Annotated in this window: 21 protein-coding genes and 2 tRNA genes; 4 read left to right on the top strand and 19 right to left on the bottom strand. The window is 56.1% G+C overall.

The window, feature by feature from the left end; translation table 11 throughout:
* The first annotated feature begins 81 nt into the window (after window positions 1-81).
* A complete protein-coding gene (locus AAZQ98_RS04530) occupies window positions 82-1,293 on the top strand; it encodes an aminotransferase class I/II-fold pyridoxal phosphate-dependent enzyme (RefSeq protein ID WP_434690161.1) in 1,212 nt (403 codons plus the stop codon).
* The gene (locus tag AAZQ98_RS04525) at window positions 1,290-2,072 is read left to right on the top strand and encodes a spermidine synthase (RefSeq protein WP_434690158.1); all 783 of its coding nucleotides are present in this window, start codon (window positions 1,290-1,292) and stop codon (window positions 2,070-2,072) included. Before AAZQ98_RS04530 ends, AAZQ98_RS04525 begins: the two co-directional genes overlap by 4 nt.
* On the opposite strand, the gene rsmD is transcribed toward AAZQ98_RS04525, so the two are convergent.
* The 4 genes from rsmD to AAZQ98_RS04505 are packed head-to-tail and all read right to left on the bottom strand — an operon-like array spanning window position 2,049 to window position 6,870.
* Window positions 2,049-2,633 carry a 16S rRNA (guanine(966)-N(2))-methyltransferase RsmD gene (rsmD, locus tag AAZQ98_RS04520; RefSeq protein ID WP_105661164.1) on the bottom strand — a complete coding sequence of 195 codons (585 nt, stop codon included), beginning with the start codon at window positions 2,631-2,633 and terminating at the stop codon, window positions 2,049-2,051. The genes AAZQ98_RS04525 and rsmD overlap by 24 nt on opposite strands.
* 19 nt (window positions 2,634-2,652) lie before the next feature.
* Window positions 2,653-4,839 (bottom strand): ATP-dependent DNA helicase RecG, encoded by a 2,187-nt coding sequence (locus tag AAZQ98_RS04515; RefSeq protein WP_434690156.1) that lies wholly within the window; start codon window positions 4,837-4,839, stop codon window positions 2,653-2,655.
* Complete coding sequence (locus AAZQ98_RS04510; protein ID WP_105661162.1) at window positions 4,832-5,800, bottom strand: DAK2 domain-containing protein; 969 nt, start codon at window positions 5,798-5,800, stop codon at window positions 4,832-4,834. The genes AAZQ98_RS04515 and AAZQ98_RS04510 overlap by 8 nt, the downstream gene beginning before the upstream one ends.
* A gap of 23 nt (window positions 5,801-5,823) precedes the next feature.
* On the bottom strand, window positions 5,824-6,870 hold the full coding sequence (locus AAZQ98_RS04505) for an LCP family protein (RefSeq protein ID WP_105661161.1): 1,047 nt from the start codon (window positions 6,868-6,870) through the stop codon (window positions 5,824-5,826).
* 141 nt (window positions 6,871-7,011) lie between these two features.
* Here AAZQ98_RS04505 and AAZQ98_RS04500 point away from each other — a divergent pair, with 141 nt between their 5' ends.
* Window positions 7,012-7,461: a DUF3515 domain-containing protein gene (locus AAZQ98_RS04500; RefSeq protein WP_400289345.1), complete on the top strand. Its 450-nt coding sequence runs from the start codon at window positions 7,012-7,014 to the stop codon at window positions 7,459-7,461.
* Window positions 7,462-7,538: 77 nt separating this feature from the next.
* Here the strand turns inward: AAZQ98_RS04500 and AAZQ98_RS04495 are convergent, their stop codons facing one another.
* The 6 genes from AAZQ98_RS04495 to leuC form a co-directional block, all read right to left on the bottom strand.
* Entirely contained in the window at window positions 7,539-8,651 is a 1,113-nt protein-coding gene (locus AAZQ98_RS04495; RefSeq protein WP_434690153.1) for a D-alanine--D-alanine ligase family protein, read from the bottom strand.
* Complete coding sequence (locus AAZQ98_RS04490) at window positions 8,651-9,685, bottom strand: NAD(P)H-dependent glycerol-3-phosphate dehydrogenase (RefSeq protein ID WP_400288809.1); 1,035 nt, start codon at window positions 9,683-9,685, stop codon at window positions 8,651-8,653. Before AAZQ98_RS04490 ends, AAZQ98_RS04495 begins: the two co-directional genes overlap by 1 nt.
* 33 nt (window positions 9,686-9,718) lie before the next feature.
* Window positions 9,719-10,390, bottom strand: a complete 672-nt coding sequence (locus AAZQ98_RS04485) for a lysophospholipid acyltransferase family protein (protein ID WP_434690151.1) — start codon at window positions 10,388-10,390, stop codon at window positions 9,719-9,721.
* Between the two features lie 107 nt (window positions 10,391-10,497).
* Window positions 10,498-11,817, bottom strand: coding sequence for a UDP-N-acetylglucosamine 1-carboxyvinyltransferase (murA, locus tag AAZQ98_RS04480; RefSeq protein ID WP_434690148.1), 1,320 nt, complete (start codon window positions 11,815-11,817; stop codon window positions 10,498-10,500).
* A gap of 257 nt (window positions 11,818-12,074) precedes the next feature.
* Window positions 12,075-12,680, bottom strand: a complete 606-nt coding sequence (leuD, locus tag AAZQ98_RS04475) for a 3-isopropylmalate dehydratase small subunit (protein WP_402734917.1) — start codon at window positions 12,678-12,680, stop codon at window positions 12,075-12,077.
* Window positions 12,681-12,694: 14 nt separating this feature from the next.
* Window positions 12,695-14,134 carry a 3-isopropylmalate dehydratase large subunit gene (leuC, locus tag AAZQ98_RS04470; protein WP_402734990.1) on the bottom strand — a complete coding sequence of 480 codons (1,440 nt, stop codon included), beginning with the start codon at window positions 14,132-14,134 and terminating at the stop codon, window positions 12,695-12,697.
* A gap of 122 nt (window positions 14,135-14,256) precedes the next feature.
* Between leuC and AAZQ98_RS04465 the strand changes: the two genes are divergently transcribed.
* The gene (locus tag AAZQ98_RS04465) at window positions 14,257-14,982 is read left to right on the top strand and encodes an IclR family transcriptional regulator (RefSeq protein ID WP_105659150.1); all 726 of its coding nucleotides are present in this window, start codon (window positions 14,257-14,259) and stop codon (window positions 14,980-14,982) included.
* Between the two features lie 27 nt (window positions 14,983-15,009).
* On the opposite strand, the gene thiL is transcribed toward AAZQ98_RS04465, so the two are convergent.
* The 9 genes from thiL to AAZQ98_RS04420 all read right to left on the bottom strand — a co-directional run bounded on the left by thiL (window position 15,010) and on the right by AAZQ98_RS04420 (window position 26,350).
* On the bottom strand, window positions 15,010-16,026 hold the full coding sequence (gene thiL / locus AAZQ98_RS04460; RefSeq protein WP_402734918.1) for a thiamine-phosphate kinase: 1,017 nt from the start codon (window positions 16,024-16,026) through the stop codon (window positions 15,010-15,012).
* A 6-nt stretch (window positions 16,027-16,032) separates the two neighbouring features.
* On the bottom strand, window positions 16,033-17,676 hold the full coding sequence (locus AAZQ98_RS04455) for a GTPase (RefSeq protein WP_434690143.1): 1,644 nt from the start codon (window positions 17,674-17,676) through the stop codon (window positions 16,033-16,035).
* On the bottom strand, window positions 17,676-19,442 hold the full coding sequence (locus AAZQ98_RS04450; protein WP_133833494.1) for a dynamin family protein: 1,767 nt from the start codon (window positions 19,440-19,442) through the stop codon (window positions 17,676-17,678). Before AAZQ98_RS04450 ends, AAZQ98_RS04455 begins: the two co-directional genes overlap by 1 nt.
* Before the next feature lie 99 nt (window positions 19,443-19,541).
* Window positions 19,542-19,617: transfer RNA gene (locus AAZQ98_RS04445), tRNA-Glu, on the bottom strand.
* Window positions 19,618-19,665: 48 nt separating this feature from the next.
* Window positions 19,666-19,737, bottom strand: a tRNA-Gln gene (locus AAZQ98_RS04440).
* A gap of 689 nt (window positions 19,738-20,426) precedes the next feature.
* Window positions 20,427-21,932: a glutamate--tRNA ligase gene (gltX, locus tag AAZQ98_RS04435; protein WP_434690141.1), complete on the bottom strand. Its 1,506-nt coding sequence runs from the start codon at window positions 21,930-21,932 to the stop codon at window positions 20,427-20,429.
* Between the two features lie 101 nt (window positions 21,933-22,033).
* Entirely contained in the window at window positions 22,034-22,798 is a 765-nt protein-coding gene (locus AAZQ98_RS04430) for a fumarylacetoacetate hydrolase family protein (RefSeq protein ID WP_105661153.1), read from the bottom strand.
* 130 nt (window positions 22,799-22,928) lie between these two features.
* Window positions 22,929-25,100, bottom strand: coding sequence for a hypothetical protein (locus AAZQ98_RS04425; RefSeq protein WP_434690137.1), 2,172 nt, complete (start codon window positions 25,098-25,100; stop codon window positions 22,929-22,931).
* A gap of 155 nt (window positions 25,101-25,255) precedes the next feature.
* Window positions 25,256-26,350: a branched-chain amino acid aminotransferase gene (locus AAZQ98_RS04420; protein WP_434690134.1), complete on the bottom strand. Its 1,095-nt coding sequence runs from the start codon at window positions 26,348-26,350 to the stop codon at window positions 25,256-25,258.
* Window positions 26,351-26,400 lie beyond the last annotated feature (50 nt).

Here is a 26,400-nt window from a genome sequence, read left to right as displayed (position 1 = left end):
ATTAGCGATCTGGTGTGAATGTCTCGTAAAGATTCCATGACTTAATACCCTCGTTCCTCTGTACGAGACGATAATGGACTCATGAGCATTGAATTCACTCCATGGCAGCGAACCGCATATGGTGCCAACCTACTAGATTCCAATGGACAGCCCGGAGTGACGATCTTTGAAGAAATCACCGCATTAGCGAATCACCACAAGGCCATCAATCTAGGCCAGGGGTTTCCCGATTCCGAGGGTCCACCAGAAATCAAGCAAATTGCCATCGACGCAATTCAAAATGGCGCTAATCAATACGCACCAGGTTCAGGGACCCTGAACCTCCGCGAAGCTATCGCTGCGCATCAGGAACGGTTCTATTCGTTGAAGCTTGACCCGGAGACTGAGATTGTCGTTTCCACAGGCGCAACTGAAGCCATCGCCGCTTCTCTGCTGGCATTCCTGGAACCTGGCGATGAAGTTGTGACCTTTGAGCCTTACTACGACTCCTATGCAGCCATGATTGGGTTGACCAACGCTGTGCATAAGGTCGTTCAGCTCAAGGCTCCGAATTTCGAACCAGATTTGGATGACCTTCGACGTGCAGTCACTGACCAGACGCGGGTAATCCTCGTGAATAATCCCCATAATCCAACTGGCACCGTATTAGATGTTTCAGTGCTCCAAGAAATCATTGCCCTGGCGCATCAGCACAACTGCATCATCATCGCCGATGAGGTCTATGAACATCTGACTTTCGGTGTGCGACATGTTCCCATCGCGAGCTTGCCCGGTGGACCAGAGCGAACCATCACCATTTCTTCAGCGGGCAAGTCTTTCTCCTTTACTGGCTGGAAAGTAGGCTGGGCAACCGGTCCTCGCCAACTGATCACTGCTGTCCGTACAGTGAAACAGTTCCTGACCTACTCCTCGGGCCCAGCGTTCCAACCGGCAGTAGCGAAAGCCCTGCAACTTCCAGACGCCTTCTTCGAGCGCTTCGCCGCCGATCTCGGACAGTCGGGAGAAATTCTCGCATCAGGTCTGGAAACAGCTGGCATCCCGGTGATTCGCCCAAAGGGTACCTACTTCTTGGTTGCTGATTTACGTGGCTTTGAATTGAATGATGCTGCTGAAGTAGCACGAATGATGCCCGAGCACCTCGGAGTTGCGGCGATACCGATGTCGGCCTTTGTCCATCCCGAAAACCGAAATGACTACCAGGGCCTGCTGCGCTTCGCCTTCTGCAAAAAGACTGACGTGATTTCCGATGCAGTTCAGCGATTGCAGCGCCTGCCAGAGGTGCTCTCCAATTGACACGAAAGCTGGCTAAACGGTGGCTTGGTTTCGTCCAGGAACACGCCACGATTTACGACGATGACTTGGTCCCCGGGTCAAAAATACTCGCCATCGGCGACGCGCCCCAGTCGCATGTCAATCTTTCGCATCCGGAAGAAGTCTTCTACGAATATCTCGCGCGCATTGCCAATCATCTGAAGGTCCTGCGCCCAGAGGAGCGTCCAATGAAGATGCTGCATCTCGGCGCAGGCGCTTTGACTCTGGCTCGCTGGGCGAGTGTGGTTTATCCGCCGAGTACTCACGTAGCTGTAGACATTGAGCGGGAACTTCTTGATTTCGTTCTCACGCATCTGCCTTTGCCTCAAGACTGCGATCTATCCCCAATTGTTGCCGATGCAAGGAGCGTGCTTGCCGAACAACTGGTCGATGAAAAGTTTGACGTCATCGTACTGGATATCTTCTCTGGGCCGGACGCACCAGAACACCTCACCACCGACGGCTACTACGCAGAACTCAAGAATTCATTGGCCAACGACGGATTGCTGTTTGTGAACATTGGCGATGATCCTCCCTTGGATTTCACTTGTTCTCAAGTTGAGGCAGCAGGTTCCAGCTTTGAATTCGTGATGCTGAGTTCAAGTCCGGAAATGTTTACCAAGCGCTTCCCCGGGAACTTGATATTGACAGCGTCCCGCCAACGATTCCGGGACGATCTAATACTCCAATGCCAGGCAGCGGGACCACACCCGTCAGAGGTTCGCCATTCGATGGATCTAGATGGGTTCTGCAAACCATAGGTGCGTTTCGCCGTATTTCTTGTCGGCGAACTTCTCCATGGCGCTCGGCCATGTTGGTTCTGGTGAACGACCGGAACGCTCGACGATCACGGTGGCATCTTCAGCTAGGATTCTGGATATCTTCTCGAGCGTGACAGCTAGTTCTTCTTCAGTCAGCGGGTAAGGAGGATCCAGCAAGACCACGTCAAAGGTCTTGCTGGGCACTCCCGAAACCGCGTTGTAATACCCATCGAGGACGCTATCAACACTCCCGCGCTGAACCGTAACGGTATCGGTCTTCAGAACCTTATTCACCAGTGCCGCATTTTGCTGGCAAACAGAGACCGCTTTGGGCGCCTTTTCTACCAGAACAACCTGCCGCGCCCCGCGGCTGGCTGTCTCGACGCCTAGCGACCCTGATCCTGCAAAGAGATCCAGTACTCGTGCGCCAGAGAGGATATCCCAGCTTTCCAAACGGGAGAAGAGAGCCTCTTTGACCCGGTCCGTTGTAGGGCGTGTTGCATCACCAGGTACGGACTTCAGTGGACGCCCGCCAGCGGCTCCAGCGATTATTCGGCTCATTGCCTAGATCTACCTTCAATCAGTTCTTATTCAAATATTCTTTGGTGGATTCATCAAGCCAATTCCCGGCAACCGCCAGGAGTCCGGGGTGTTGACGTCCCCAGTTGCCATCGGCAAGGAGGAGACCCGCATCGGTTCTAGCCCGCTCAATAAGCGAGCGGTCCTTGATGATGCTCAGTTCCCGCAACGACGATCGGCTACCCGATTGCTGAACGCCAAGGATATTTCCTTCTTTGCGTTCCGCCAAGTCTGCTTCAGCTAGCTCAAAGCCATCGATTGTTGACTCGATCGTCTTCAATCGTCCTACCGACGGATGGTCCGCGTCCAACCATGTGGTCATGAGGCACGTCCCGGGAAATCCGCCACGGCCTACGCGGCCACGCAGCTGGTGGAGCTGCGAGATGCCAAAGCGCTCAGCGTCCATGATCACCATCAACGTCGCATTATGAACGTCAACACCGACTTCAATGACAGTCGTAGAAATCAGCACGTCAATTTCGCCACGTGCAAAGGAATCCATGGTTTCTTGCTTGTCTGCTGCATCCAGTTGCGAGTGCAGCGCTTCGGTACGTATCCCAACAAATTCAGGCATCCCACCCAGCAACTCCTGCATGGCTTCGACGCTCATGGTTTGTCCGGCAGAATCTTCATAGGTCGCTAGGAGAACGCCTTGTTCCGCTGTCGTGTCCGAAATTCTTGGACACACCACATAGACTTGGTGGCCCTTCCCGACTTCCTCAATGATCCTTGAGAACAACCTGTCCCGGAAACCGGTCAGCTGCATGGGCACAATATGCGTTTGGATCGGTGCGCGCCCCGCGGGCAGGCGCTTGATTGTCGACGTGTCCAAATCGCCGAACACGGTCATAGCGACGGTTCTCGGGATCGGCGTAGCGGTCATGACCAGTGTATGCGGAACAGAGCCGGCCGCCTTAGCCCGCAAGGCATCGCGCTGTTCAACGCCAAAACGATGTTGCTCATCCACGATGACTAGGCCAAGTTCAGCAAATTGCACCTGATCGCCCAGCAGGGCATGCGTCCCAATCACCAGTCCTGTTTCACCGCTGGCAATACCTAATAGAGCTTCGCGACGCTGTGCAGTTTTTGCCGAACCTGTCAGGAGCGCGACTCCAGTTCCCTCGCCTTCGCCGAACAATCCGGGTTCTGCAAGGTTGCCAAGCATCTTCTTGATAGACGCATAGTGCTGGGCGGCCAGGACTTCTGTCGGCGCTAGGAGCGTCGCCTGTCCTCCGGCATCGATCACCTGCAAGATGGCGCGTAGCGCGACAATGGTCTTGCCGGAGCCCACCTCTCCCTGGAGCAACCGATGCATCGGATGTGGCTGTGCCAGATCGGCAGAGATTTGTTCTCCGACAAGGAGCTGGTCTTCAGTCAGGGTAAACGGCAGGATGGCATCAAATTTATCGGCCAGTCGTCCTGGCACCTGTGGACGCGCGATAGCTTTCTGCGCTCCCAGCTGGCGACCGCGTTCCCCTAATGCCAGCTGCAGCATGAAGGCTTCTTCAAAGGCAAAGCGCTGTCGAGCCACGTATGCCTGCTTGATTTCTTTGGGAAAATGTCGATCCAAGAACGCTTGATGGCGTACTGGGTAATGATGGGTGCGTAGCAGTTCTGCTGGAAGAAATTCAGGAAGATTCTGATCTGTGAATTGTTCCATCAACAACGCCATCAAATCCCTGATGCGCTTATTCGGCATCTTCGCCGAAGCCGGATAGATCGGGATAGGGCGCGGATCCGCTTGTGATGCCTCATCTAGGATCGCGTATTCGGGCTGGCTCAGCTGCAGATGGTCTTGGTACCAGCCAACCTTGCCGCTGAACATTGCAATAGTTCCAATATCCAGGTCCGTTCGGGCTTGGTAACCATTGAAGAAGGTCATCTTCAGCTCTTGGCCACCTGCACTGAGCTCATCGCTAACGGTCACTTCAAAAATGAAACCGCGACGCGAGTGCATCTGTCGCTGGCTAACGTTGACCACCTGGGCTACAACGGTGACGTGCTCGTCAAAGGGAAGCTCTGAAATCGGCGTAAGTTCGCCTACTTCGACATAGCGCCGCGGAAAATGCCAGAGGAACTCCCCCACTGTGCTGTAGCCGAATGCCTTTTCCAGCGCGGTGGCGTTCTTATTTCCGAGGAATGTTGAGAGTTCTGCATTCTCAAACGTTGTCAGCGTTGTTTCAGCCATCGTGGGTGCACAGATCGGTGACGCTGATATTCACTGGGTCACCGTATTTCTTGATCAGGTCCAAGGCTTTTTCAGACTCCGGGACATGCACATGTACGCGCCAACGGTAAGTGTCTTCTTCAAGCTGGTTTACCGGTGACATGATCACGGAATTGCCCATGGCATCTAGCTGACCGCGCAGAGTAGCAGCGCCTAATGCATCCAGAGAGACAGTGCACATGACTTCGACGCCGGTTTCAGTGTCATTGTTCAGATGAACATGCGGATCCTGGACCTGATAGCCATGGAATTTCTCGTAGGACTCAAAATCAGTGGCGTCGCTTCGAATAGCAGCGCAAAATTCATCGATGATGATAAGCATGCCCACCGCGCCCGCATCTACTACACCGGCTTCAACGAGGGACGGGAGCTCTGTTTCAGTTCCCTTCACTGCCAATCGAGCCGCTTGGCTCATCTGGGTCAATACCGTGTCCAACGCTGCACGGCTCTCTAAATCACACTTCAAGTGAGCAAGGGTTGAGCCTGCGGCCAACGCGATGGCGTTGATCACGGAGAGCATGGTGCCTTCAACTGGTTCACTCAGTGCTGACCAGGAGCGCACCTTGGCACGTTCAAGCCCAAGAGCTAGCAGCGGAGCGGTAAGCCGCTCGTAACCGACCCACGGTTCACTCAGGCCGCTGAGAAACACAGCCAGCAAGGTTCCAGAGTTGCCGCGCGCCGATTCCATTGACGCGCGCGCAGCAACTTCTAAGAAGCCACCGATGTCGTCGCTTTCCAGTTTACTCACTGCATCGTGACCTGCCCGTGCAGTCAGATACAGGTTACTGCCCGTATCTCCGTCTGCTACCGGGAAAACGTTGATGGCATTGAGCCGGTCAGAATGGTTCCCGAGACTCTTGACACTCCGTGCGAGCCATTCTCTGATGGCACGCACCGAGGTATCGAGTTTTTGGGGAGTCATGGAAAGTTGGTCCTTCGGTGGAGTTATCGTGACAGGTCAGTAGTTTCTACGAACTCTGCCATCTTGTCTTCTTGCAGTGCCTTGCCAAACTTCTCAATCACTTCCATATCCGGAATGACAATTGACTGTCCGTCGGCAGAACGTCCCGGACCCTTGTTAGGAAGGGTGAAGAATTCCATATCGTTCGAACGCAGGTTCAGCATGGAGGAAGCGTAAGAGGCAACCTTGCCAGAATCCAGAGTTTCATCAACTGCAATGAACGGTGCAATTTGAGAAACAACTTCAGAGACCTTACCCGGGTTGGTCAGGGTTTCCTTGGACATCAACTGACCAAGCAAAGCCTTGACGAAAAGCTGCTGGTTCTTGACGCGCTCGTAGTCGCTGCCTGGGAAGGACTTGCGTTCACGGACAAATGCCAGTGCCTGTTCACCGTCCAGAGTTTGAACACCCTCTGGGAAGTACATGCCATTAACAATCGACTGCTTGAAGCCGCGCGGATTATTGACGGTAACTCCGCCCACTGCATCGGTTAGACCCTTGAATCCTTCGAAATCGACGGACGCGACGTGGTTAATGCGAACACCGAAGAGCCCCTCAAGGGTTTCGACTGCTTTGGGCACTCCACCGCTGGCAAAAGCGCGGTTGATCTTGGCAGTGCCTACGCCCGGAATATCAAGCCAGGTGTCGCGCATGACGGAGGTGACAAACACATTCTCGCGGTCTGCAGGAATATGAACCAGCATCATGGTGTCTGAGCGGCCACCGTTAGGCAGGGTACCAAAGTCTTCGCTGTCCTCATCCGCCTCACGAGTTGCGCGAGTATCGCTTCCGAGCAGCAGGATGTTGACGGCGTCCTTGGACTCGTCATTGACTTCAGGACGAGTTTCTTCGGCAGGGAAGGCATCCGTAATCGTCTGGCTTTCAGAGTCGAAAGTTCTGCCAAGGTTCCAAAGGTAACCGGCGGCAACAAGCGCCGCGACCATGACGAGGGCAAGCACGCTTAAGACGATGGCTCGCCCTGTGCGCTTTTTCTTTTTGCGCGGTCGCGCTGGGTGCTCTTCAAAGGACATTTGCTACCTTTCACAGTTTCAACTCTGTACATCCTATCTTTCAGAGTGCCGATGTAGTCTTATAACGTGTCTAAAATCAGCTTGAAAGCCCGACTGTCACCAAAACTTAACCGAAAACTTGCTCAAACTTCGGCATTGGTGATGAGCGGTACTTTATTACTACCAGTACTTGCAGGCTGCGCATCAGTCGCTTCCGTGGACGCTGCCCCGGACGCAGCCAACCCGCTTTGTGCGGAAATGATGGTTGTCCTGCCCGAAGCCATCGATGATGCCGAGCGTCGTTCAACGACCTCGCAGGCAACCTCGGCCTGGGGCGACCCGTCAAAAGTTGTCTTGCGTTGCGGTGTCGAAGTTCCAGGACCCACTACTGACCCCTGCGTATCCGTGAATGACGTCGACTGGGTAGCGAATGAGGATGAAGAATCAGGTATCTGGACCTTGACTACTTACGGCCGGACGCCGGCGACCGAAGTCGTCTTGGATCCTAACGTCATCCCGTCAAGTACCGTGCTGGCCACGCTGTCGGATGCAGCCCAGAAGATCCCGGCTTCCAAAAAGTGCGTCAGCGTTGACAAGTCAGTGAACTTGTAAGCGGATCGCCTACAAGTAAAGCGTGAGGGTGTGTTGATTCTTCAACACACCCTCACGCTTTAACGGCTATTCCCGGATTAGCGCAAACCGATATTCCGGTCGGTAGCCAGCCCAATCAGCTCATCAATAAGTTCACGGTACTCAATTCCCGTTTTGGCCCACATTTGCGGGTACATGCTTGACGGCGTGAAGCCGGGCATGGTGTTGATTTCATTGATGATCCACTCCCCTTCAGGAGTGTAGAAGAAATCAACTCTAGATAAGCCTTCTGCATCAATAGCGTCGAAGGCCTTGACTGCAAGTTCGCGGATCTCGCGAGTGGCTTCCTCGCTCAGATCTGCTGGGCAGCTGAGCTCGGCCGCGGCGCCATCAACATATTTCGCTTCGAAATCGTAGAAGGTGTGCTCGTTATCTGCCACCGCGATTTCGCCTGGCAATGACGCACGCGAAGGTTCGCAGCCGCGGCCTTCAAGAACACCGCATTCGATTTCACGGCCAACGATCCCCTGCTCGATGATCACCTTGGGATCTTCAGCACGGGCAATTTCAATAGCGGCACGAAGCCCCGAAGACTCGTCTACCTTGGTGATGCCTACCGAAGATCCTGCACGGGCCGGCTTGACGAACAACGGGTACTGCAGGTCTTCGCAGCGCTTCATGGCAGCTTCGCTGTTGCGCAGCCACTGCTTGTTGGTGATGACTTCGTATGGGCCTACCTTGAAGCCTGCCCCTTCGAAGACTACCTTCATGAAATGCTTGTCCATGCCCATCGCGCTGGCTGCGATACCCGAGCCAACGTAGGAAACGCCAGCCATTTCCAGCATGCCCTGGATTGATCCATCCTCGCCAAATGGACCATGAAGCAACGGGAAGACCACGTCGATCTCGCCCAGATCTGCCACCGTGGAGTCCGAGTAGGACAGCAATGATGTCTTCTGCGCGTCGGTGGAAAGATGCACCGGATGATCCACCGAGGAAATTTCTGGCAGCTTGCCAGTATTCAGTGCCCAGCCTTCTGGATCCTCGTCCAGCAGGGTCCAGCCGCCGTCGCGGGTGATACCCACCGGAACAATTTCGAAACGCTCGCGGTCGATGGCGTGCATGACGCCGGCCGCAGTAACGCAGGAAACGGAGTGCTCTGAGGAACGGCCACCGAAGAGCAAGAGGACGCGGAGCTTGCGTTCAGTCATTAGTGACGTTCTCCTTCAGATTTCAATTCACGCGCCAACAGGCGTGCAGCCATATTTTCAACGCTCAAGGTGCCCTCCAGGACCATGACCACTGCTTCGGTGATTGGCATTTCCACGTGATGGGCCTGGGACAAGTCGAATACGGCACGTGCTGACTTGATGCCTTCCGCAGTCTGCGACATGCGGTCATTGACCTCTTCCAAGAAGAGCCCCTGGCCAAGCAGGCGTCCTGCAGTGTTGTTGCGGGAGAGCGAGGAAGAACAGGTAGCCACAAGGTCGCCTAAGCCAGAAAGACCTGCCAAGGTGTCCAAACGGCCACCCAGGGCGAGGACCAAGCGAGTGGTTTCAGCCAAGCCGCGCGTGATGACGGTGGACTTGGTGTTATCGCCCATTCCCATGCCATCGCACATGCCAACGGCAAGGGCGATAATGTTCTTGACGATTCCGCCAAGCTCAACACCCAAGACATCGTCATTAGTGTAGGGACGGAAGTATGCAGCGGAGCACAGTTCAGCAATCCACTGCGCAATATCAGAATCGGTGCAGGCCACGACCGAAGCTGTTGGCTGCTCGCGTGCGATTTCCATTGCCAGGTTTGGTCCGGAAAGCACAGCGATCTGCTCTGCAGGCAGCCCGGTGACTTCGGCGATGACCTGGCTCATGCGCAGATCGGTCCCGCGTTCAAGACCCTTCATCAGTGAAAGCAAGACCGCACCGGGTTCAAAGAATTCTTTGAACTTCGCCAATTCCTGGCGCAACGACTGAGCCGGAATCGCCAAGACGACAAGGTCAGCGTCGGTGAGAACGGTCTTCGGATCCGATGATGCCGTGATGTTGGCCGGAAGCTTGGTTTCGCGCAGGTAGCGTGAATTGGTGTGGCGTTCATTGATTTCAGTGGCGGCGTCTTCGCGACGGGCCCAAATCTGAACGTCGATGCCCTTGTCTGCAACGGAATCAGCAAGCACCTTGGCGAAGGTTGTCCCCCAGCTGCCAGCGCCCATGACGGCGATTTTGCGTGGTAGCGGCTTAGTCAATGTCAGTCCTCTGGAAGGTGTTGATCAAGGTAATTAGTTATCCGGGGTATCGAAATTGCGTCCAGTCTTCGACTGGCCATGCTTGCTGGGATCCCAACGCGCAGCTGGTGCTTCTTCTTGGCGCAGTTCTGCGGTCAGTGCGGTGATCGCGTCCATGATGCGATCGGTGGCTTCTTGCAGCACTGCACGAGTCCGCGGGCCATCACGCAAGTCATCAAGATCCACTGGCTGGCCAACTGACACCGTGACGTGCTTTCGCGGGAACGGATACATTTTCTTGGAATAGCGCGGCAGCAGTTCCTGGTCGCCCCAGTGAGCCATCGGTACCACTGGTGCGCCAGTCTGCAGGGCCAAACGTGCGGCACCGGTTCGTCCTACCATTGGCCACAGAGCAGGGTCGCGGGTCAGCGTCCCTTCCGGGTAAATGACTATGACCCCGCCGGCGTCCAAGACTTTTCGGGCCGCGGCCAGCGATTCGCCAGCATTGGATGCGCTGCGTGACACCGGAACCTGGCCGGTCTCGCGCAGCATCCATCCGAGCACTGGGATCTTGAACAAGGATTCCTTGGCCAGCCAGCGTGGCAGCCGGCCATTGCTGTAAATAGCATGGCCGACAACCAGCGGATCAATCTCGGTCAGGTGATTGGGGCAGAGGATGTACCCGTCCGGAGGGAGGGTTTCGAAGCCCTTCCACGTTTTGCCCATCAAACCGTTCATGGCAGAACGGACAATGCCCGCCAATAGCGAGAAAACCCGTTTAGTCTTAGCAGATTCGCCAGGGGCCAGAATCTTTACCACGAATCGGATCCCCTTTAGTTGCTCAGCTCGACATTTGCGCCCAGGGCCTGCAGCTTCTCCATGAAGTGCTCGTAGCCTCGGTTGATGATTTCAATGCCGGTGACCTTGCTGGTGCCTTCGGCAGCCAGGGCAGCGATCAAATGGGAGAATCCGCCACGAAGATCAGGAACATCGATGTCGGCACCGGTCAGCTTCGCTGGGCCTACGACAACAGCAGAATGCTTGAAGTTGCGCTGTCCGAAGCGGCAAGGTGTGGATCCGAGGCAGTCGGTGTGAACCTGGACGGTGGAACCCATGCGAACCAGCGCATCGGTGAATCCGAAGCGGTTCTCATACACGGTCTCGTGAATGACCGATACGCCCTTGGCCTGGGTCAGGGCCACTACCAGCGGCTGCTGCCAGTCAGTCATGAAGCCCGGGTGGACGTCGGTTTCCAGGATCAGTGGATTAAGGTCTCCACCTGGGTGAAAGAAGCGAATGCCGTCGGACTTGACGTCGAATTCACCACCGATTTGGCGGTAGACGTGCAGGAAAGCAGTCAAATCACGCTGGGTCGCGTCTTGGACGAAAATATCGCCCTTGGTGACTAGCGCGGCAGAGGCCCAGGATGCGGCTTCGTTGCGATCAGGCAACGCGGAGTGGTCGAAGCCCGTAAGCTTCTCGACACCCTGGATGCGGATCACGCGGTCGCGGTGCACGGAGATGATGGCGCCCATCTTCTGCAGCAGCGAGATCAGGTCAAGGATTTCTGGCTCAATGGCAGCGTTGCTGACTTCGGTGACGCCCTTGGCTCGAACGGCCGAGAGCAGGACCTGTTCGGTGGTGCCAACACTTGGGTATTGCAGTTCAACCTTGGCGCCGGTCAATCCGTTAGGGGCCGAGATGCGGATGCCATCGGCGGCCTTGTCAACGATCGCGCCAAAGTCGCGCAGGACTTCCAGATGGAAGTCAATCGGACGGTCGCCGATGCGGCAGCCACCCAGATCCGGGATGAACGCTTCGCCCAAGGCGTGGATCAATGGTCCGCAGAAAAGAATAGGGATACGCGAGTCACCGGCATGGGCATCGATCGCCTGGTTCGAGGCGGTCTTGACCTGGGTAGGGTCCATGGTGAGATCGCCGGTTTCAGGGTCCTGGTCAACCTTGACACCGTGGATTTCAAGAAGGCTGCGCACGACAGCTACATCTTTGATCTCCGGTACGTTGCGCAATACCGAAGGGGTATCGCCAAGCAGAGCCGCGACCATGGCTTTTGGCACTAGGTTCTTTGCTCCGCCGACTCGTACGGTGCCCTTGAGCGGGACACCACCATGGATCGTCAGGATCTTACCCATGTATGAATTACCTCATCGCGTAGTCGTTATCGCCCGCCGAAGCTTCTAGGCTTTCGAACTGGCAGGACTAAGTAAGCATACCGCCTCTGTACCTGCCAGTATGCCCAGATCATCTCGTGGCGCACACATTGTGAGCATGCTTTCAGACAGACCTATTATGCTCTGCCGAAATTCATTCCATCAGGAATGCAATAATCCGCTCACCCCTAACAACGTCAAGGAGGAGCGGACCATTCCAATTACTTTGAACTCGGTGCTTAGCCTGCGGTTCGTGCCGGCAAAGTCTGCGGCTTATGCGCAGGACGCTTGGCTTCGTATGCGGTGATATCTTCCTCATGCTGCAAGGTCAGGCCGATATCGTCCAGGCCTTCCATCAAGCGCCAGCGGGTGTAGTCGTCAATCTGGAACGGTGCCGAGATGGAACCGCACTGGACCGTACGCGATTCCAGGTCAACGGTGACCGTGGTGCCCGGATTGTTCTCCAGTTCCTTCCAGATCAATTCAATATCGCTCTGGGCAACTTCAGCAGCAACCAGTCCCTGCTTGCCCGAGTTGCCACGGAAAATATCGGCAAACCGAGCGGAGATCACAGCCTTGAATCCGTAATCCTTCAACGCCCAGACAGCGTGCTCGCGCGAAGAACCGGTGCCGAAGTCGGGACCTGCCACCAGCACGGAGCCGGTATTGAAAGGTTCCTGGTTCAGGATGAATTTCTCATCCCGTCGCCAACCCGCGAACAACGCATCCTCGAAGCCGGTGCGGGTGATGCGCTTGAGGTAAACGGCAGGAATAATCTGGTCCGTGTCCACATTGCTCTGGCGCAGTGGAACACCAATACCGGTGTGGCTGACAATCTTTTCCATGACGGTGATCCTTCCTAGACCGAAGCCGGTACGTTGACGAGGTCGCTAGGCGACGAGAGGGTTCCACGGATTGCGGTAGCCGCGGCCACCAGTGGCGACACCAGGTGGGTACGTCCGCCCTTGCCCTGTCGTCCTTCGAAGTTGCGGTTGGAGGTGGACGCGCAGCGCTCCCCCTCGGCCAACTGGTCCGGGTTCATGCCCAGGCACATGGAGCAACCTGCAAAGCGCCATTCAGCACCGAAATCCTTGAAAATCTGATCCAGGCCTTCTGCTTCGGCTTCCAGCCGAACACGCGCCGAGCCGGGTACCACGATCATGCGGACATCAGGATCCTTTTCCTTGCCCTTGATGACCTGAGCTGCTGCACGCAGGTCCTCCATGCGGGAGTTGGTGCAGGACCCCAGGAAGACGGTATCCACGCGGATGTCCTTCAGCGGCGTGCCGCCGGTCAGACCCATGTAGTCCAAGGCACGCTCGCAGGCCTTGCGATCATTCTCGTCTTCGAAGTCTTCCGGAGAAGGCACATTCTCGGACAGCGAGACACCCTGGCCCGGGTTGGTGCCCCAGGTGACAAATGGTTCAAGTTCATCTGCATTCAAGAAGACTTCAGCGTCGAAGCGCGCGCCATCATCGGTGTGCAGCTGCTTCCAGTCCTCGACGGCGGCGTCCCAGTCTTCGCCTGCCGGTGCATGCGGGCGTCCCTTGACGTATTCGAAGGTGGTCTCGTCCGGAGCAATCATGCCGGCGCGGGCGCCAGCCTCGATGGACATGTTGCAGATGGTCATGCGGGCATCCATGGACAGCGAGCGAATCGCAGAACCACGGTACTCCAGCACGTATCCCTGGCCGCCACCGGTACCGATCTTGGCGATGACCGCCAAGATGATGTCCTTGGAGGTGACACCAGGCTTCAAGGTGCCTTCGACGTTAATGGCCATGGTCTTGAATGGCTTCAAGCTCAGCGCCTGAGTGGCCATGACATGCTCGACTTCCGAGGTGCCGATGCCCAAAGCCAGGGCGCCGAAGGCGCCATGGGTCGAAGTATGCGAATCACCGCAGACAACAGTCATTCCTGGCTGGGTCAAACCCAGCTGCGGACCCACCACGTGAACGATGCCCTGCTCCTTGTCGCCCAAGGAGTGCAGGCGGACACCGAATTCCTTGCAGTTATCCCGCAGGGTATGGATCTGGGTGCGGCTGGTCAGGTCAGCAATGGGCTTGTCAATATCCAGCGTTGGGGTGTTGTGGTCTTCGGTCGCAATCGTCAGGTCCGGCCGACGCAGTGGACGGCCAGCCAGGCGAAGGCCCTCGAAGGCCTGCGGCGAGGTCACCTCGTGCAGCAGGTGGAGATCAATGTAGATCAAATCTGGCTGGCGAGCTTCGCCTTCGCCTTCTCCTCGGCGCACAACATGCGCATTCCAGACTTTTTCTGCCAATGTCTGGGGCGACTGCATGGCGGACATGCGACACACTCCTCAAGCTACGAACATTTGATACTCCAACTTTGACACTTCATAGATCGACTTTTCCAGTATGCGGACTTGAATCTCAAATACTGAGACGTGATACTGGAACTATGACAACAGGCAGCGGCGTAGGCGTACTGGACAAGGCAGCGGCCATTCTCAACGCATTGGAGAATGGACCCACTTCCCTATCCCAGCTGGTGGAACTCACCGAAATTTCGCGTCCTACGGTGCACCGTATTGCCCAATCGCTGGTTCACCATGGATTGGTGGGACGCGACATGCACGGCCGCTTTGAGTTGGGGAACCGTCTGGTGGAACTCGCCAGCGCCGCTGGCGAAGACCGATTGGTCAGCGCAGCGGGCCCCGTGCTCATCAAGCTTCGCGACCTCACCGGTGAAAGCACGCAGATTTTCCGCAAGCAGGGCGATTATCGTGTGTGCATCGCCAGTGCTGAGCGTCCAATCGGCCTGCGTGACACCATCCCTGTTGGAACCCAGCTGTCCATGAAAGCCGGCTCGGCAGCCCAGATTCTGCTCGCCTGGGAAGACAATGAACGCATGGTCGACGGATTGCATCACGCGCGCTTCACGCCGACAATTCTGGCTGGCGTCCGTCGGCGTGGCTGGGCCCAGTCGCTGGGCGAACGCGAGCCAGGTGTAGCTTCCGTATCAGCACCAGTTCGCGGGCAGTCCGGACGAGTCATTGCGGCCCTGTCCTTATCCGGCCCGATTGAACGGCTCACGCGCCAGCCAGGGAAGATTCACCACGAAGCCGTGACTAGCGCCGCCCACGAGCTTTCCGAACTGCTGCGCATCCAGAATGACCGCGCGTAGCCAGCTCATGAAGCAGGTTCGGAGCAGCTAGCCGAAGTGGTCAAAGCCTGACTCAGGCTTTGCTACCTTGCCATCAAGTTTCACCACTGCGCGGCGACCATTAGCCGGCTTGGCAGCACCAATTACGGTGAATTCCTCTGGGATTTCAATTCCCTCTGGGAAGGCAGCAAGGAGTCCAAAATCTTCGCCGCCGTACAATACCCACGACATCGGATCGGTGCCGGTCAGTTCTGACGCGGCTTCCAAGCGAACAGCATAATCCTGCAGCGCGGAAGACTCTAACTCGAGATTCACATGGCTGGCTTTGGCCAAGCGCCCAGCGTCACGGATCAGCCCATCAGATATGTCCATCATGGCTGCAGCACCAGCTTCCGCGGCACGCGGGCCGGATTCCAACGGTGGCACGGGACGGCACTGCGCCTGGACCAGCCGGCGCACTGCCCGGCTCCAGCCTTGTTCGTTGCGATCATGCTCAAGCACCGAAAGCCCTGCCCCCGCAGCACCGACACGTCCCGCCACGGCAATGCGGTCGCCAACTCGGACTCCGCTCCTCAGGACCTTGCCATGCTCGCATTCGCCCAGAACTGTAGTGGTAACGGAAATTTCTTGGGACTTCCCGAGGTCTCCCCCGAGAATGGTAAGTTCCTGTGCGCCAAGTCCCTGTATAGCCTCGGCAACGCCGCGGCTGAAGTCCCTGACCCATTCCAAGGAAGTGTCCTTCGGCAGGGACAAAGAAATCACGGCGCCAGTAGCTTGACCGCCCATTGCATTAATGTCCGAAACATTCTGTGCAATGGATTTCCACCCGATGTCATAGGCTCTGTGCTCTAGCCCGCTGGGCCAGATCAACCGAAAATCTTGATTCTCAACCAGGGTATCCACGGAGACGAGAACTTCCGTTCCGCGCACGCGCAGCGCACCTGCGTCGTCGCCGGGCCCAAGACTTGCTTGTTCTGAATCAAGCAGCGGCAACATCGCGTCCAGGATGCCTTGTTCCCCAAGGTCACCTACCGTTGCATCGGCGTTTGGTTGGTTTGTAGTCACAGAGTTCTAATCGGCTTTCTTGGCTGCTGAGGTGATCAATGCAGAATAACTATTGAAGGTGTCCAAATGCTGGTCAACAGGATCAATCACGGCCTGCCTGACCAAGTGGGATACCGAGCGTTCAATGTTCTTCAACGCTTTCCTACGCTTAACTTTAGCGACTATTCGGTTGACAAACGAGCAAGCCAAGCCAAGGACAATACCCAGCAGTATTCCTATGAAAACCAGCAGCGTCGGGACGGCGATTCCTTCGACCCGGGGAGCCGGCGGCAGGTCGAATTGGAAGTATCCAGCCACCGGATAGACCGCGAGCCACAAGGCGCCGCCCAGGGCGGCAACAAGTGCCGCCCATTGGATGACTTTGACTACCGGCCACCACCAGGATGACCGTTCAACACCCAGCGGTGTCCCGGCTATAGCCGCATCGATGCCGTCATCTAGTACCTCCGTATTCGCGTGCACCTTTTCACGCAGTGGCTCTTTCCAGCTTTCCGGAAGATCATTGGAAGCCTCGGAAACATACTGGTCGATGCCATGTTCGACAGCCGCAGTCTCCGCGACAGAAAGCTCTGGACGCGAAGTCAAGGACAATTCCGGGTCTTCATGCCGGCGCCCGAGATTCATCCGCTTCAGCGGATCGTTGCGCAGCTTCACCAGCCACGTGGTCAAAGGCCATCCTGTTCGCGAAGCACCCCGAAGCAGGTAGGAGGTCTCCACTGCGTCAGCAATGTACTGGGCGCCGTGCGCTTTTGCGATCACACGCTCCAACTCCGCTTGGTGCAGCTGGCTAGGCAGGCGCACCTTCTCCACCTGGAGTTCCTCACTCAGGCGGTGGATGACTTGATCAACATCTGCGCGGAGCCGACGTGTGGAAAGTGCCTTGTTTTTCGCCGCGGCCGCAATCTTGGCATGCACATCTGCGACGCCTTCACCCGTGGCAGCAGAAGCGCAAACGATGGGAAGGTTCTCCAAACCCGGCGTTGCCAAGATGCCGCGCAAGGAATCGACGACTTGCTTGCGTTCGTGTTCTGCAATCTTGTCGATCTGGTTCAGGACGATCAGCAGGTTCCCCTGCTGGCTGCGCAAGGACTTGAGATACCCATGGTGGATTGAGGCATCGGCGTATTTCTGCGGATCAAGCACCCATACCAGATAATCCACCTGGCCCACCAAACGAGCAGCAATCTTGTGGTGATCCACTGCCGTGGAATCCATGTCGGGTAGGTCCAACAGCAAGAGACCGGAGTCGAACTTCTTTTTCTTGCCAGGTTGCGCCCGGCTGTCCTGATCGCCCATGACGTGGCGAGTAGTCACTTCCAGCCAGTCCAGTAGTTCGCTTGATCCTTCTGGTTCCCAGATTGCAGCGACAGTATCAGTAGTAGTCGGGCGAATGACACCCGTGGCCGCCAACTCCTGCCCTACCAAAGCGTTGAACATCGTTGATTTTCCGCTGCCCGTGGCACCGAAAAGTCCTACAACCACATGTTCGGATGAAAGCTGGCGCCGGGATTCAGCACGCGTGATAACGTCCGCGGCTAGATCGATGGTTTCTGGTTCCAGATATGGTTCTGCAAGCTGCATCGCTTCCACGATGCTGTTGATTTGCGAGTTGAGACCGCTGACTGCTCTGAGAATCTTGCGCTCGGACATTAGTGAGCCCCTTTGCTGCTCAAGGCTGAGGTAATCTTGCCCAATTGATCGGCAAGCTCCGGCTGCGATTTTGCAGCTAACTCGTCCAGATAGATCGACGAGGTCCTATCCAGTAGATCCCGTGCCCGGGTGTCAAGCATCTTGCGGGCTTTGGTGGCCATGCGACGTACCGCATCCTCGCCAAAAATTGCTTCCAGCAGTTTCTGCCCTACCAATGCGGAGCCGCCGGCAATACCGATTTCCAGACCGGTGAGGCCCGCTGTTGACGCAAAGACCACAACCATCAGGATGACCGCCACCCCGTTGACTCCAAATGCCGCCATGCGGGCCGTCTTGCGCTTCCCGGCGCCCTCCTGCCGAATCATGTCCAAGACATCTTTTTGCCAAAGCCGGATGCTTTCCGAAGCTTGCTCATTGAGATCCTGTGGCGGGCGCGGCGATTGCAGATTAGAGCGTAGCGCTTGGCCAAATGGCGTGTTCTTCCACGATCTGTCAACGTCATGGCAGGCCTTGGTTGCCTCGGCAATGAAGACCATGTGCAGGCCTGATTCGATGGCTTGTTCAACACGATGGGTCGCTGGCGGTTTTCCAGTCAGGAATGCGCCAACACGATCCCTCATCCGTCCAATGGCGCCTTCGATTCCGCGCAGCAGCTCGCCCGCTCCTACGAAGTCCTGCCACCGGGCCAGGATTTCGCCACGCAGCAATGAGCCGTCATTGAGGGAATCGCTAATTCTGGCCAACGATTGCTCAAAGCGCTCATTGGTAAGGGCGCGCAATTCACCGAGCTGTTTCTCCTGCTCTTGCAGTTCAGCGATAAGCTCACTGACATCTGCGGTGGCGCGCCGCAACGCGCCGTCAAGTGTTTGGGCCGCAATCTGCTGCCGTTTAGCGGAATCTGCTGCCAATGAGTTCAGCCATGCGAGCAAGGGTTCCACGTGCTCACTTGGAATCAATTTCTGGTCATCCAGTTGCGTCTCGTTCAGGACATGCAGCAACGACGGATCCAGGTCCTTCTCGCTTAACAGGCGTTTCAAATCCGGAACAATATCGTCTTCGGCTCCCGGTGGCACCCTGTTCAAGACGACGCAGACGGTAATTTTCCGTGCGCCGGCTTCGGTGAGCATATCCCAAGGAAGAGCATCGGCGTATCTATTGGCTGTGGTGACAAAAATCCACAGATCTGCTGCGTTCAGAAGCTGGCCCGCCAATTCCCTGTTCTCGTCGGAAACCGAGTCGATATCCGGGGCATCGAGGATGGCCAAACCTCGTGGAACCTGCTCACGAGGCGTCATCAACAGCGCATGGTTACTGGCTGCTCCGGCATGTGCATTGAAGCCACGGCCGGCTACGCGTTTAAGTTCGGGAAGAATCCGTTCAGATTCAAAGAAGGATTGGTCAACAGGGTTGAAAGCCAAGACCGGAGTCCGCGTGGTCGGACGCACAGCGCCGGAGAGACTGACGGGTTCCCCCAGGAGGGAATTGACCAGAGTCGATTTGCCCGAGCCCGTGGAGCCACCGACGACCAGCAGTAGCGGTGCGCCGAGATTCGAAACTCGTGGAATCAGGTAGTCCGAGATTTGATGCAATGCCTTGTTGCGCAGTTCTTCGAAGGCAGAGGCTTCTCGTGGCTGGCCATTTACAAAGGAAAGCTCTTCGAGCAGCTCCTGGAGCTCGCTCAAACGCGCCGCGGAATCACTGCCAATTTCGGTTTGCGAGGCAGTTTCCTGCCCTGAGCTCTTAGCCAGATCTGAATTCGACTCCATGAGAACTATCTTGCCTCATGCCAACAGGGAAACCCGCGAGCCTGATGCAGATTTTGTCCGGGAAACGCAAAAACCGCGGAATTCTCCGCGGTTTTACTGTGGTGACCCCAACGGGATTCGAACCCGTGTTGCCGCCGTGAGAGGGCGGAGTACTAGGCCGCTATACGATGGGGCCGTATGCTGAAGATAAATCTTCAGCTCACCAAATCTCTTTGGTGAAGCGCTGGGATACCAGGACTCGAACCTAGAATGACGGAACCAGAAACCGTTGTGTTGCCAATTACACCATATCCCACTGTGACTTGGCCTTTCCGGAATTCAGCTGAGCATCATTCCGGCCACTGCCGTAGCACGAGATAAAACTATACCGGCCTAATGTTCAGTACACAAATCGAGCCTCGCGACCGGTGCCCCAGGCAGAATCCGCGGAAAATCAGCAAAGAACAGCTGCCAGTCATCCCAAATCCGCCACTGCCAGCCAGGGAAATTCTTGTGAAGTGAAGCACGGCCCTGGAAAGTAGCTGGAGTCCCACATCAACGTCACTTTGATAGCCACCAACAGGGTCATCCCCTATGCAAAGCGCTTGTGCCGGCAGACCCTCTAATTCAGCGTACCGGCCAAGGAACGGGGCAAAATGGGGTTTAGGAGCACCGGCGATATCGTAACCAGCGATCCAAGGCGGATAAGCTTATCCGCTGGGCGCGGTTAATCCTGCCAAACTGTACGCACGCAGCAACCGCATTGCTCGCTTTTCCATAAACGTGAGCTTGCCTGCGATGCACCTCTCCCGGGCTAATCACCCTCAACCGCAAAAGCTGCCGCCATTCCAGCTCCGACATGGACGAGAAACCGCGGATTGCGGGAGTTTACAAATCTACGAGCGCGTCATCAAAATCAAAGCGAACGCCTCGGACAGGACCAGTCACAGGACTGGAACCATCCGAGGCGCTCAAAGTGCTTTTCAGCGGGCTTTCGGCGAATAGCTAGCGGGACTCACCAAATGCGCGCAAACGCTTGAGGCTCGACTCGCGTCCAAGAATTTCCATGGACTCGAAGAGCGGTGGAGATACGCGCTTTCCGGAGATAGCAACGCGGGCTGGTCCGAATGCCTGACGAGGCTTCAGTTCCAGTTCGTCCACAAGCTTCGTGCGCAGTGCTGCCTGGATGGTTTCGGCATTCCATTCGGTAAGAGTTTCGAGGCCCTGGACAGTAGCATCGACAACTTCAACCAGGTTTGCCGGCATTCCCTTGAGTGCTTTCTCGTCGATGACAATTTCGTCATCAGACTTGAAGAGGAATTCAAGCATGTCGGTCGCTTCACCCAACAGGGCAATACGTTCCTGTACCAGTGGCGCAGCCTGGTCCAAGATGTCGTTTTCACGTTCAGTCAACTCTTCGCCCACCAGACCAGCGGCCTTCAGGTAAGGAACCAAACGATCACGGAAATCCTGCGCCTCGAGCATGCGCACGTGGGTTCCGTTGATTGCTTCTGCCTTCTTCACATCGAAGCGGGCAGGATTGGACAGCACATCTGCTACATCGAAGGCTTCTACCAGCTGTTCACGGGAGAAGATATCTTCATCAGCACTCAGCGACCAGCCAAGAAGCGCGAGATAGTTCAGCAGGCCTTCCGGGATGAATCCATTGTCGCGGTGCAAGAATACGCTGGATTCTGGATCACGCTTGGATAGCTTCTTGTTGCCCTGTCCCATAACGTATGGCAGGTGGCCAAAGCGCGGCATGTACTGGGCAACGCCGATATCGTGCAGCAACGCATACAAGACGACCTGGCGTGGAGTCGAGGACAACAGATCTTCGCCACGAAGTACGTGGGTAATGCCCATCAGCGCATCATCGATTGGGTTGACCAGGGTGTACAGCGGCTTGCCGTTGGCGCGCACCACCACGTAGTCGGGAACGGATCCAGCTTTGAAGGTGATCTCGCCACGTACCAAGTCGTTGAAGGTGATGTCGTGATCCGGCATGCGAACACGCAATACCGGTTCACGGCCTTCGGCCTTGAACGCATCTTTCTGCTCGTCGGTCAGCTCGCGGTCGAAGTTGTCGTAGCCCAGCTTCGGATCACGGCCGGCTGCCTTGTGGCGTGCTTCAACTTCTTCTGGGGTCGAGTAGGACTCGTACAGATGGCCTGCAGCACGAAGCTTCGCAATGACGTCCTCGTAGATGCCACCACGCTGCGACTGGCGGTATGGCTCATGCGGACCGCCCGCGTTGACGCCCTCGTCCCAATCGATACCCAACCAAGCCAGGGCATCCAAAAGCTGGTTGTAGCTTTCTTCGGAGTCACGCTTGGCATCGGTGTCTTCGATGCGGAAGACCATTTTGCCGCCGGTGTGACGCGCGTAAGCCCAGTTGAAGAGGGCAGTACGGATCAAACCTACGTGAGGGGTACCAGTTGGGGATGGGCAAAAACGAACGCGTACCGGGGTATCTTCGGTAACAACGGGAATCAACGAAAGATCAGTCATGATGTTTTCATTCTATGCCTTCTGCAAAGAAACTTGCAGTTAAAGCGCGAGGCTCCCGATCACATTAGCGATCGAAAGCCTCACAACATCAGTAATGGTTCCTAGCGACGGAAGACGGTTCGCAATGAACCGATACCTTCGACTTCCACTTCTACAACGTCGCCTGCATTTACTAGGCCGACACCCGCAGGGGTGCCAGTCATGATGACATCGCCTGGCAGCAAGGTGAAAGCTTCGGAAGCACGAGCAACCAATTCGTTGACTGGCCAGATCATGTCATTGGTAGTTCCGTCTTGGCGAACCTCGCCATTGACGCGGCTGATAATTCCCAGATCATCCGGGTCGGCAATCTCGGTCTCAATCCACGGGCCCAGCGGGCAAGAACCATCAAAGCCCTTGGCACGAGCCCACTGCGGATCGGTGCGCTGAGCATCGCGGGCGGTCAGGTCGTTTGCTACGGTGTAGCCGAAGATCACGTCCTGCGCCTTGTCGGCTGGAACGTCCTTGCAAATTCGGCCGATCACCACGGCAAGTTCACCTTCGAAGGAAACTTCATTGGAAAACGCCGGCAGGGTGACGGGGTCTCCATGGCCGACTACAGAAGTATTCGGCTTCAAGAACATCAGCGGCTCAGCAGGAACTTCATTTCCAAGTTCCTTGGCGTGCTCGCGGTACGTGCGGCCAAAGCCCACCACCTTTGAGCGAGGGATGATCGGGGCTACCAACCGAACATCATCCAAGGAGTGCGTAGCACCAGTGGTCTTGATCCCCTGGAAAAATGGATCTCCAGCCAAAACATGAATATCGTTACCGTCGACGACGCCGTACAGCGGGTCGCTATCTACTACAAATCGTGCAATGCGCATGAATACAAGCCTAAACTATGACGTCTCGGCTTTTCCGTCACTGCAGGAACTGCGACTGCGAAATACGGCGAATGAAGGGAAAGGAAATCCTCGGACGACAATCCACCTCGGCTCGTCGCCGCGAACTCGGCTAGGGCAATTCCGGCTCCAGGGCAAGCTGCACCAGTGTGGTTTGATTTAGAATCCCGTACACGTGGCCGTCGGCACCAACGGTCACTCTTGTGCCGTGCCGGTCATGGCTTCGTGTGGACACAACGGAATGAGTAGTTCCTGCAACATAATCCATCACCGTTATTCCGCCCCCTGCAGCATGAACCATCTTCTGCCCATCCGGCGTTGCCCTTACGTCTGCAGCTAGCCATCCAGGACGATAGGAAGTGTTTTTAACGTTGTTGACGATATGCCGTTTCTTCATCTGTCCGCTGTCCAAGTCCAGCAAGGCCACACCCTGCAGATCAGCTACCGCCAGCCAACCGCCGGTAATCGCAGGTGAATACAACGCGCCCGCGGATTCCACAGGACTTGATTCCCAGAGGATCTTGCGGGACGCTATGTGCATCTTGAAGACCTTGGCAGGACTTTTCGTATCTTCAACGCCATATCCGTTGCGCACCGAAGTGGTGCCATAGAGATACGATTCATCGGCGGCTAACCCGATGATGGAATGGCCTGAAACGAATCCTTTGCCATCCCCGTCAAGAACCCAAGAGACCGTATCAGTAGCAGGATCAATTTTCCCCAGAACACCGCCTAAGACTCCATATTCCGGAACAGTTCCGAAAAACACGCTGGATGAATTCGCTGCCCAGCCGAAGGGCCTCGATTGCGAGTACTCAGTGAGCAGCCGTGCAATCCGGTCATATTTTCTGTCGGCACTGTTTTGAGGTGTATCCATGAGGACCAGGTCAGCGCTACCGTAGGAACCGATGTAGGTCTTGTTCTGGTCGTATTCGACCATTCCTTCGATCTGGTTGATCACCTGCTCGTCATCGCCGGAGTTCCAACGAACGCCAGTTTCCGGATTCAATGCGGCGACACCGTTCGCCTTGTATCCTCCGATATAGATGTTTCCGTCACTGTGTCCGAGCAGCGATTGGATCTTGATGGCGCTCGGGGTCAATCTGATTTCGCGGGTAGCGCGTACGCGATTCAAACCCAGATCGAATGTTTCGCAGAGAATCCCATCGGTTGTCGTACTGATGATGAGGATGCGCCCATTCTGCGGAATGATGCACAAGATGCCGCGCGCCTCGACTTTTCCGAGCTGCTTGTCGTCCATTCCCTGGAATGCAGTTGAATGCAGATGGCCGGAAGTGATGCTGAAGAATCTCCCCGAACTGGCCTTGGAAATCTCGCGCGATGCCCATACCCGGGTCACTGGCTCGTGCCATTTCATCGTCCGGGTATCAAGTATGAGTTGTTCGGAAACGGAGCTAACAGTAACAGCGAGGTAGTGCCCGATAGGGTCGATTGACCCAATGAATCCATGGGCCACATCCACTGGAAGGTTTATTTCACGTACTGCATCCGGCTTCCCCGCCTCAAAGGTGAATAACCTAGGATTCCGGGACCCCGTTCCCATCCATACCCTGCCCCGGCCATCCAATGCCAGCCGGCGGATATAGTCGGTGTCTTCGGCTACACGATCAAATATTCGAAGTTTCTTGCTTTCAACGTTGTAGCTGAAGCTTGCTCCGAGTGGATATGTGCCTCCCCACAAATTGCCGCTCGAATCAAGCCGAAGCTCATATGCAACCGAGGCACCTTCTACGTCCACCAGGGTACTGAACTGCTCAGGAATTGCTGGATTCCATGCGAGAACACTCCCGTCCACACTGACATATAGTCTTTGCCGGGGTTCATCCCAAACCATCGAATCAATTCCGTGCCCGCTGTCATCGGGCAGGTTCAAGGTGTGAATGGCGGTGCCGACGGAGGGATCGACTATTTGCAGTTCATTGATATGCCCGACAACAGACACCGCCAACCGAAGTTTCGAGGAATTGCGATAGTTGGTTAGCGGTACCGCCTCAAGAATCTTCAGCGTCGAATATGCTCTGCCGAAGACCTTTTCATGGCCACTAATTTCTTTCCCGCTCTTCAGATTCGCTAAATACCGCATATCGGGAGTCGGTTTCGGCGTGGGGCTCGGAGACGGGGTCACCGAAGGAGCGCTAATCTCAGAGGCCCGACGGTCCGGGAAGAGGACAGAAAGCCCTGCGGCGGTTCCACCAACAACAGCTAGGCCGAGCAAGCTTCGTCTTGCAATGCTTCTATTTTCCCTGTGCTCTTCTCCAGACAAACATTACTCCGTTCGATCGGCCCCAGAACTTCTTGCAGCGGAGCAGCGTCTGCTACATACTGACGCTAGCAACTGCGTTTGCACATGACCAATTCGGGTTAAAAACCACTGGTCCCGAGACTTCAAGTCTCGAGACCAGCAACTTTGAGGTAGCTTTACGCCAGACGCTCCAGCCAACCATGACGGTCTTCCACGGTGCCCCGCTGGATTCCCAGCAGTTCTTCGCGAATGGACATGGTCACTTCGCCGGCTGCAGCGTTCTCATCGCCGATGAGCTCTTCGCCGTTCTTCAGCAGGCCGATAGGAGTGATCACCGCCGCTGTACCGCAAGCAAAGACCTCGGTGATATCGCCTGAGGCGATGCCTTCACGCCACTCATCCAGGGTGATCTTGCGTTCTTCGACCTCCATGCCCCGATCCTTCGCGAGCTGGATGACCGACGAACGGGTCACGCCTTCAAGGATGGTTCCGGTCAACGCTGGGGTCACCAGCTTGTTGTCCTTCGTCACGAAGAAGACATTCATGCCCCCGAGCTCTTCAATGGCATTGTCATTGAAGGAGTCAAGGAACAGAACCTGCTTGCAGCCGTTTTCTTCAGCTTCCAGCTGGGCTACGAGCGAGGCCGCGTAGTTGCCACCGCACTTAGCCGAACCTGTACCGCCTCGGCCTGCTCGTGCGTAGTTCTTCGACACCCAAATGGCCACTGGCTTGAGTTCACCACCGAAGTAATTTCCTGCTGGTGATGCGATGACGCGGTAGGAAACCTCACGCGCTGCACGCACACCAAGGAATGCTTCGGTAGCAATCATGAATGGACGCAGGTACAGGGCTTCACCGTCACCGGTAGGAACCCAATCGATATCCGTTGCTACCAGCTTGCGCAGCGAGTCGACGAAAACGTCCTCATCCAGCTGCGGGAGCGCTAGGCGCTGCGCCGACTTGTTCATGCGGGCAGCGTTGGCCTGCGGACGGAAAGTCCATACCGAACCATCGGCATGGCGGTAGGCCTTCAGGCCTTCGAAGATTTCCTGGCCATAATGCAGGACTGAAGCGGCCGGGTCCATGGCGATAGGGCCGTATGGCTCAATTCGAGCATCATGCCATTCACCGTTACGGCCGCTATCGTCTGCTGACCAGTCGATGACTGCGGTGTGGTCAGTGAAGAAGTCTCCGAACCCAGGATTAGCCAAGACGCCGGCTCGGTCCTGTTCGCTCTTGCGATTCGTTGAGAGATTTTCGGTGAATTCCATCTACCCTGGACTTCCTAGTTCAATAAACAAAGAACGGATGCTCCACGCCT

The organism is Glutamicibacter sp. Je.9.36, assembly GCF_051129975.1.
Classification (GTDB): Bacteria; Actinomycetota; Actinomycetes; order Actinomycetales; family Micrococcaceae; genus Glutamicibacter.
The sequence above is the reverse complement of the archived record's forward strand: the minus strand, read 5'-3'. Positions and strand labels throughout refer to the sequence as shown.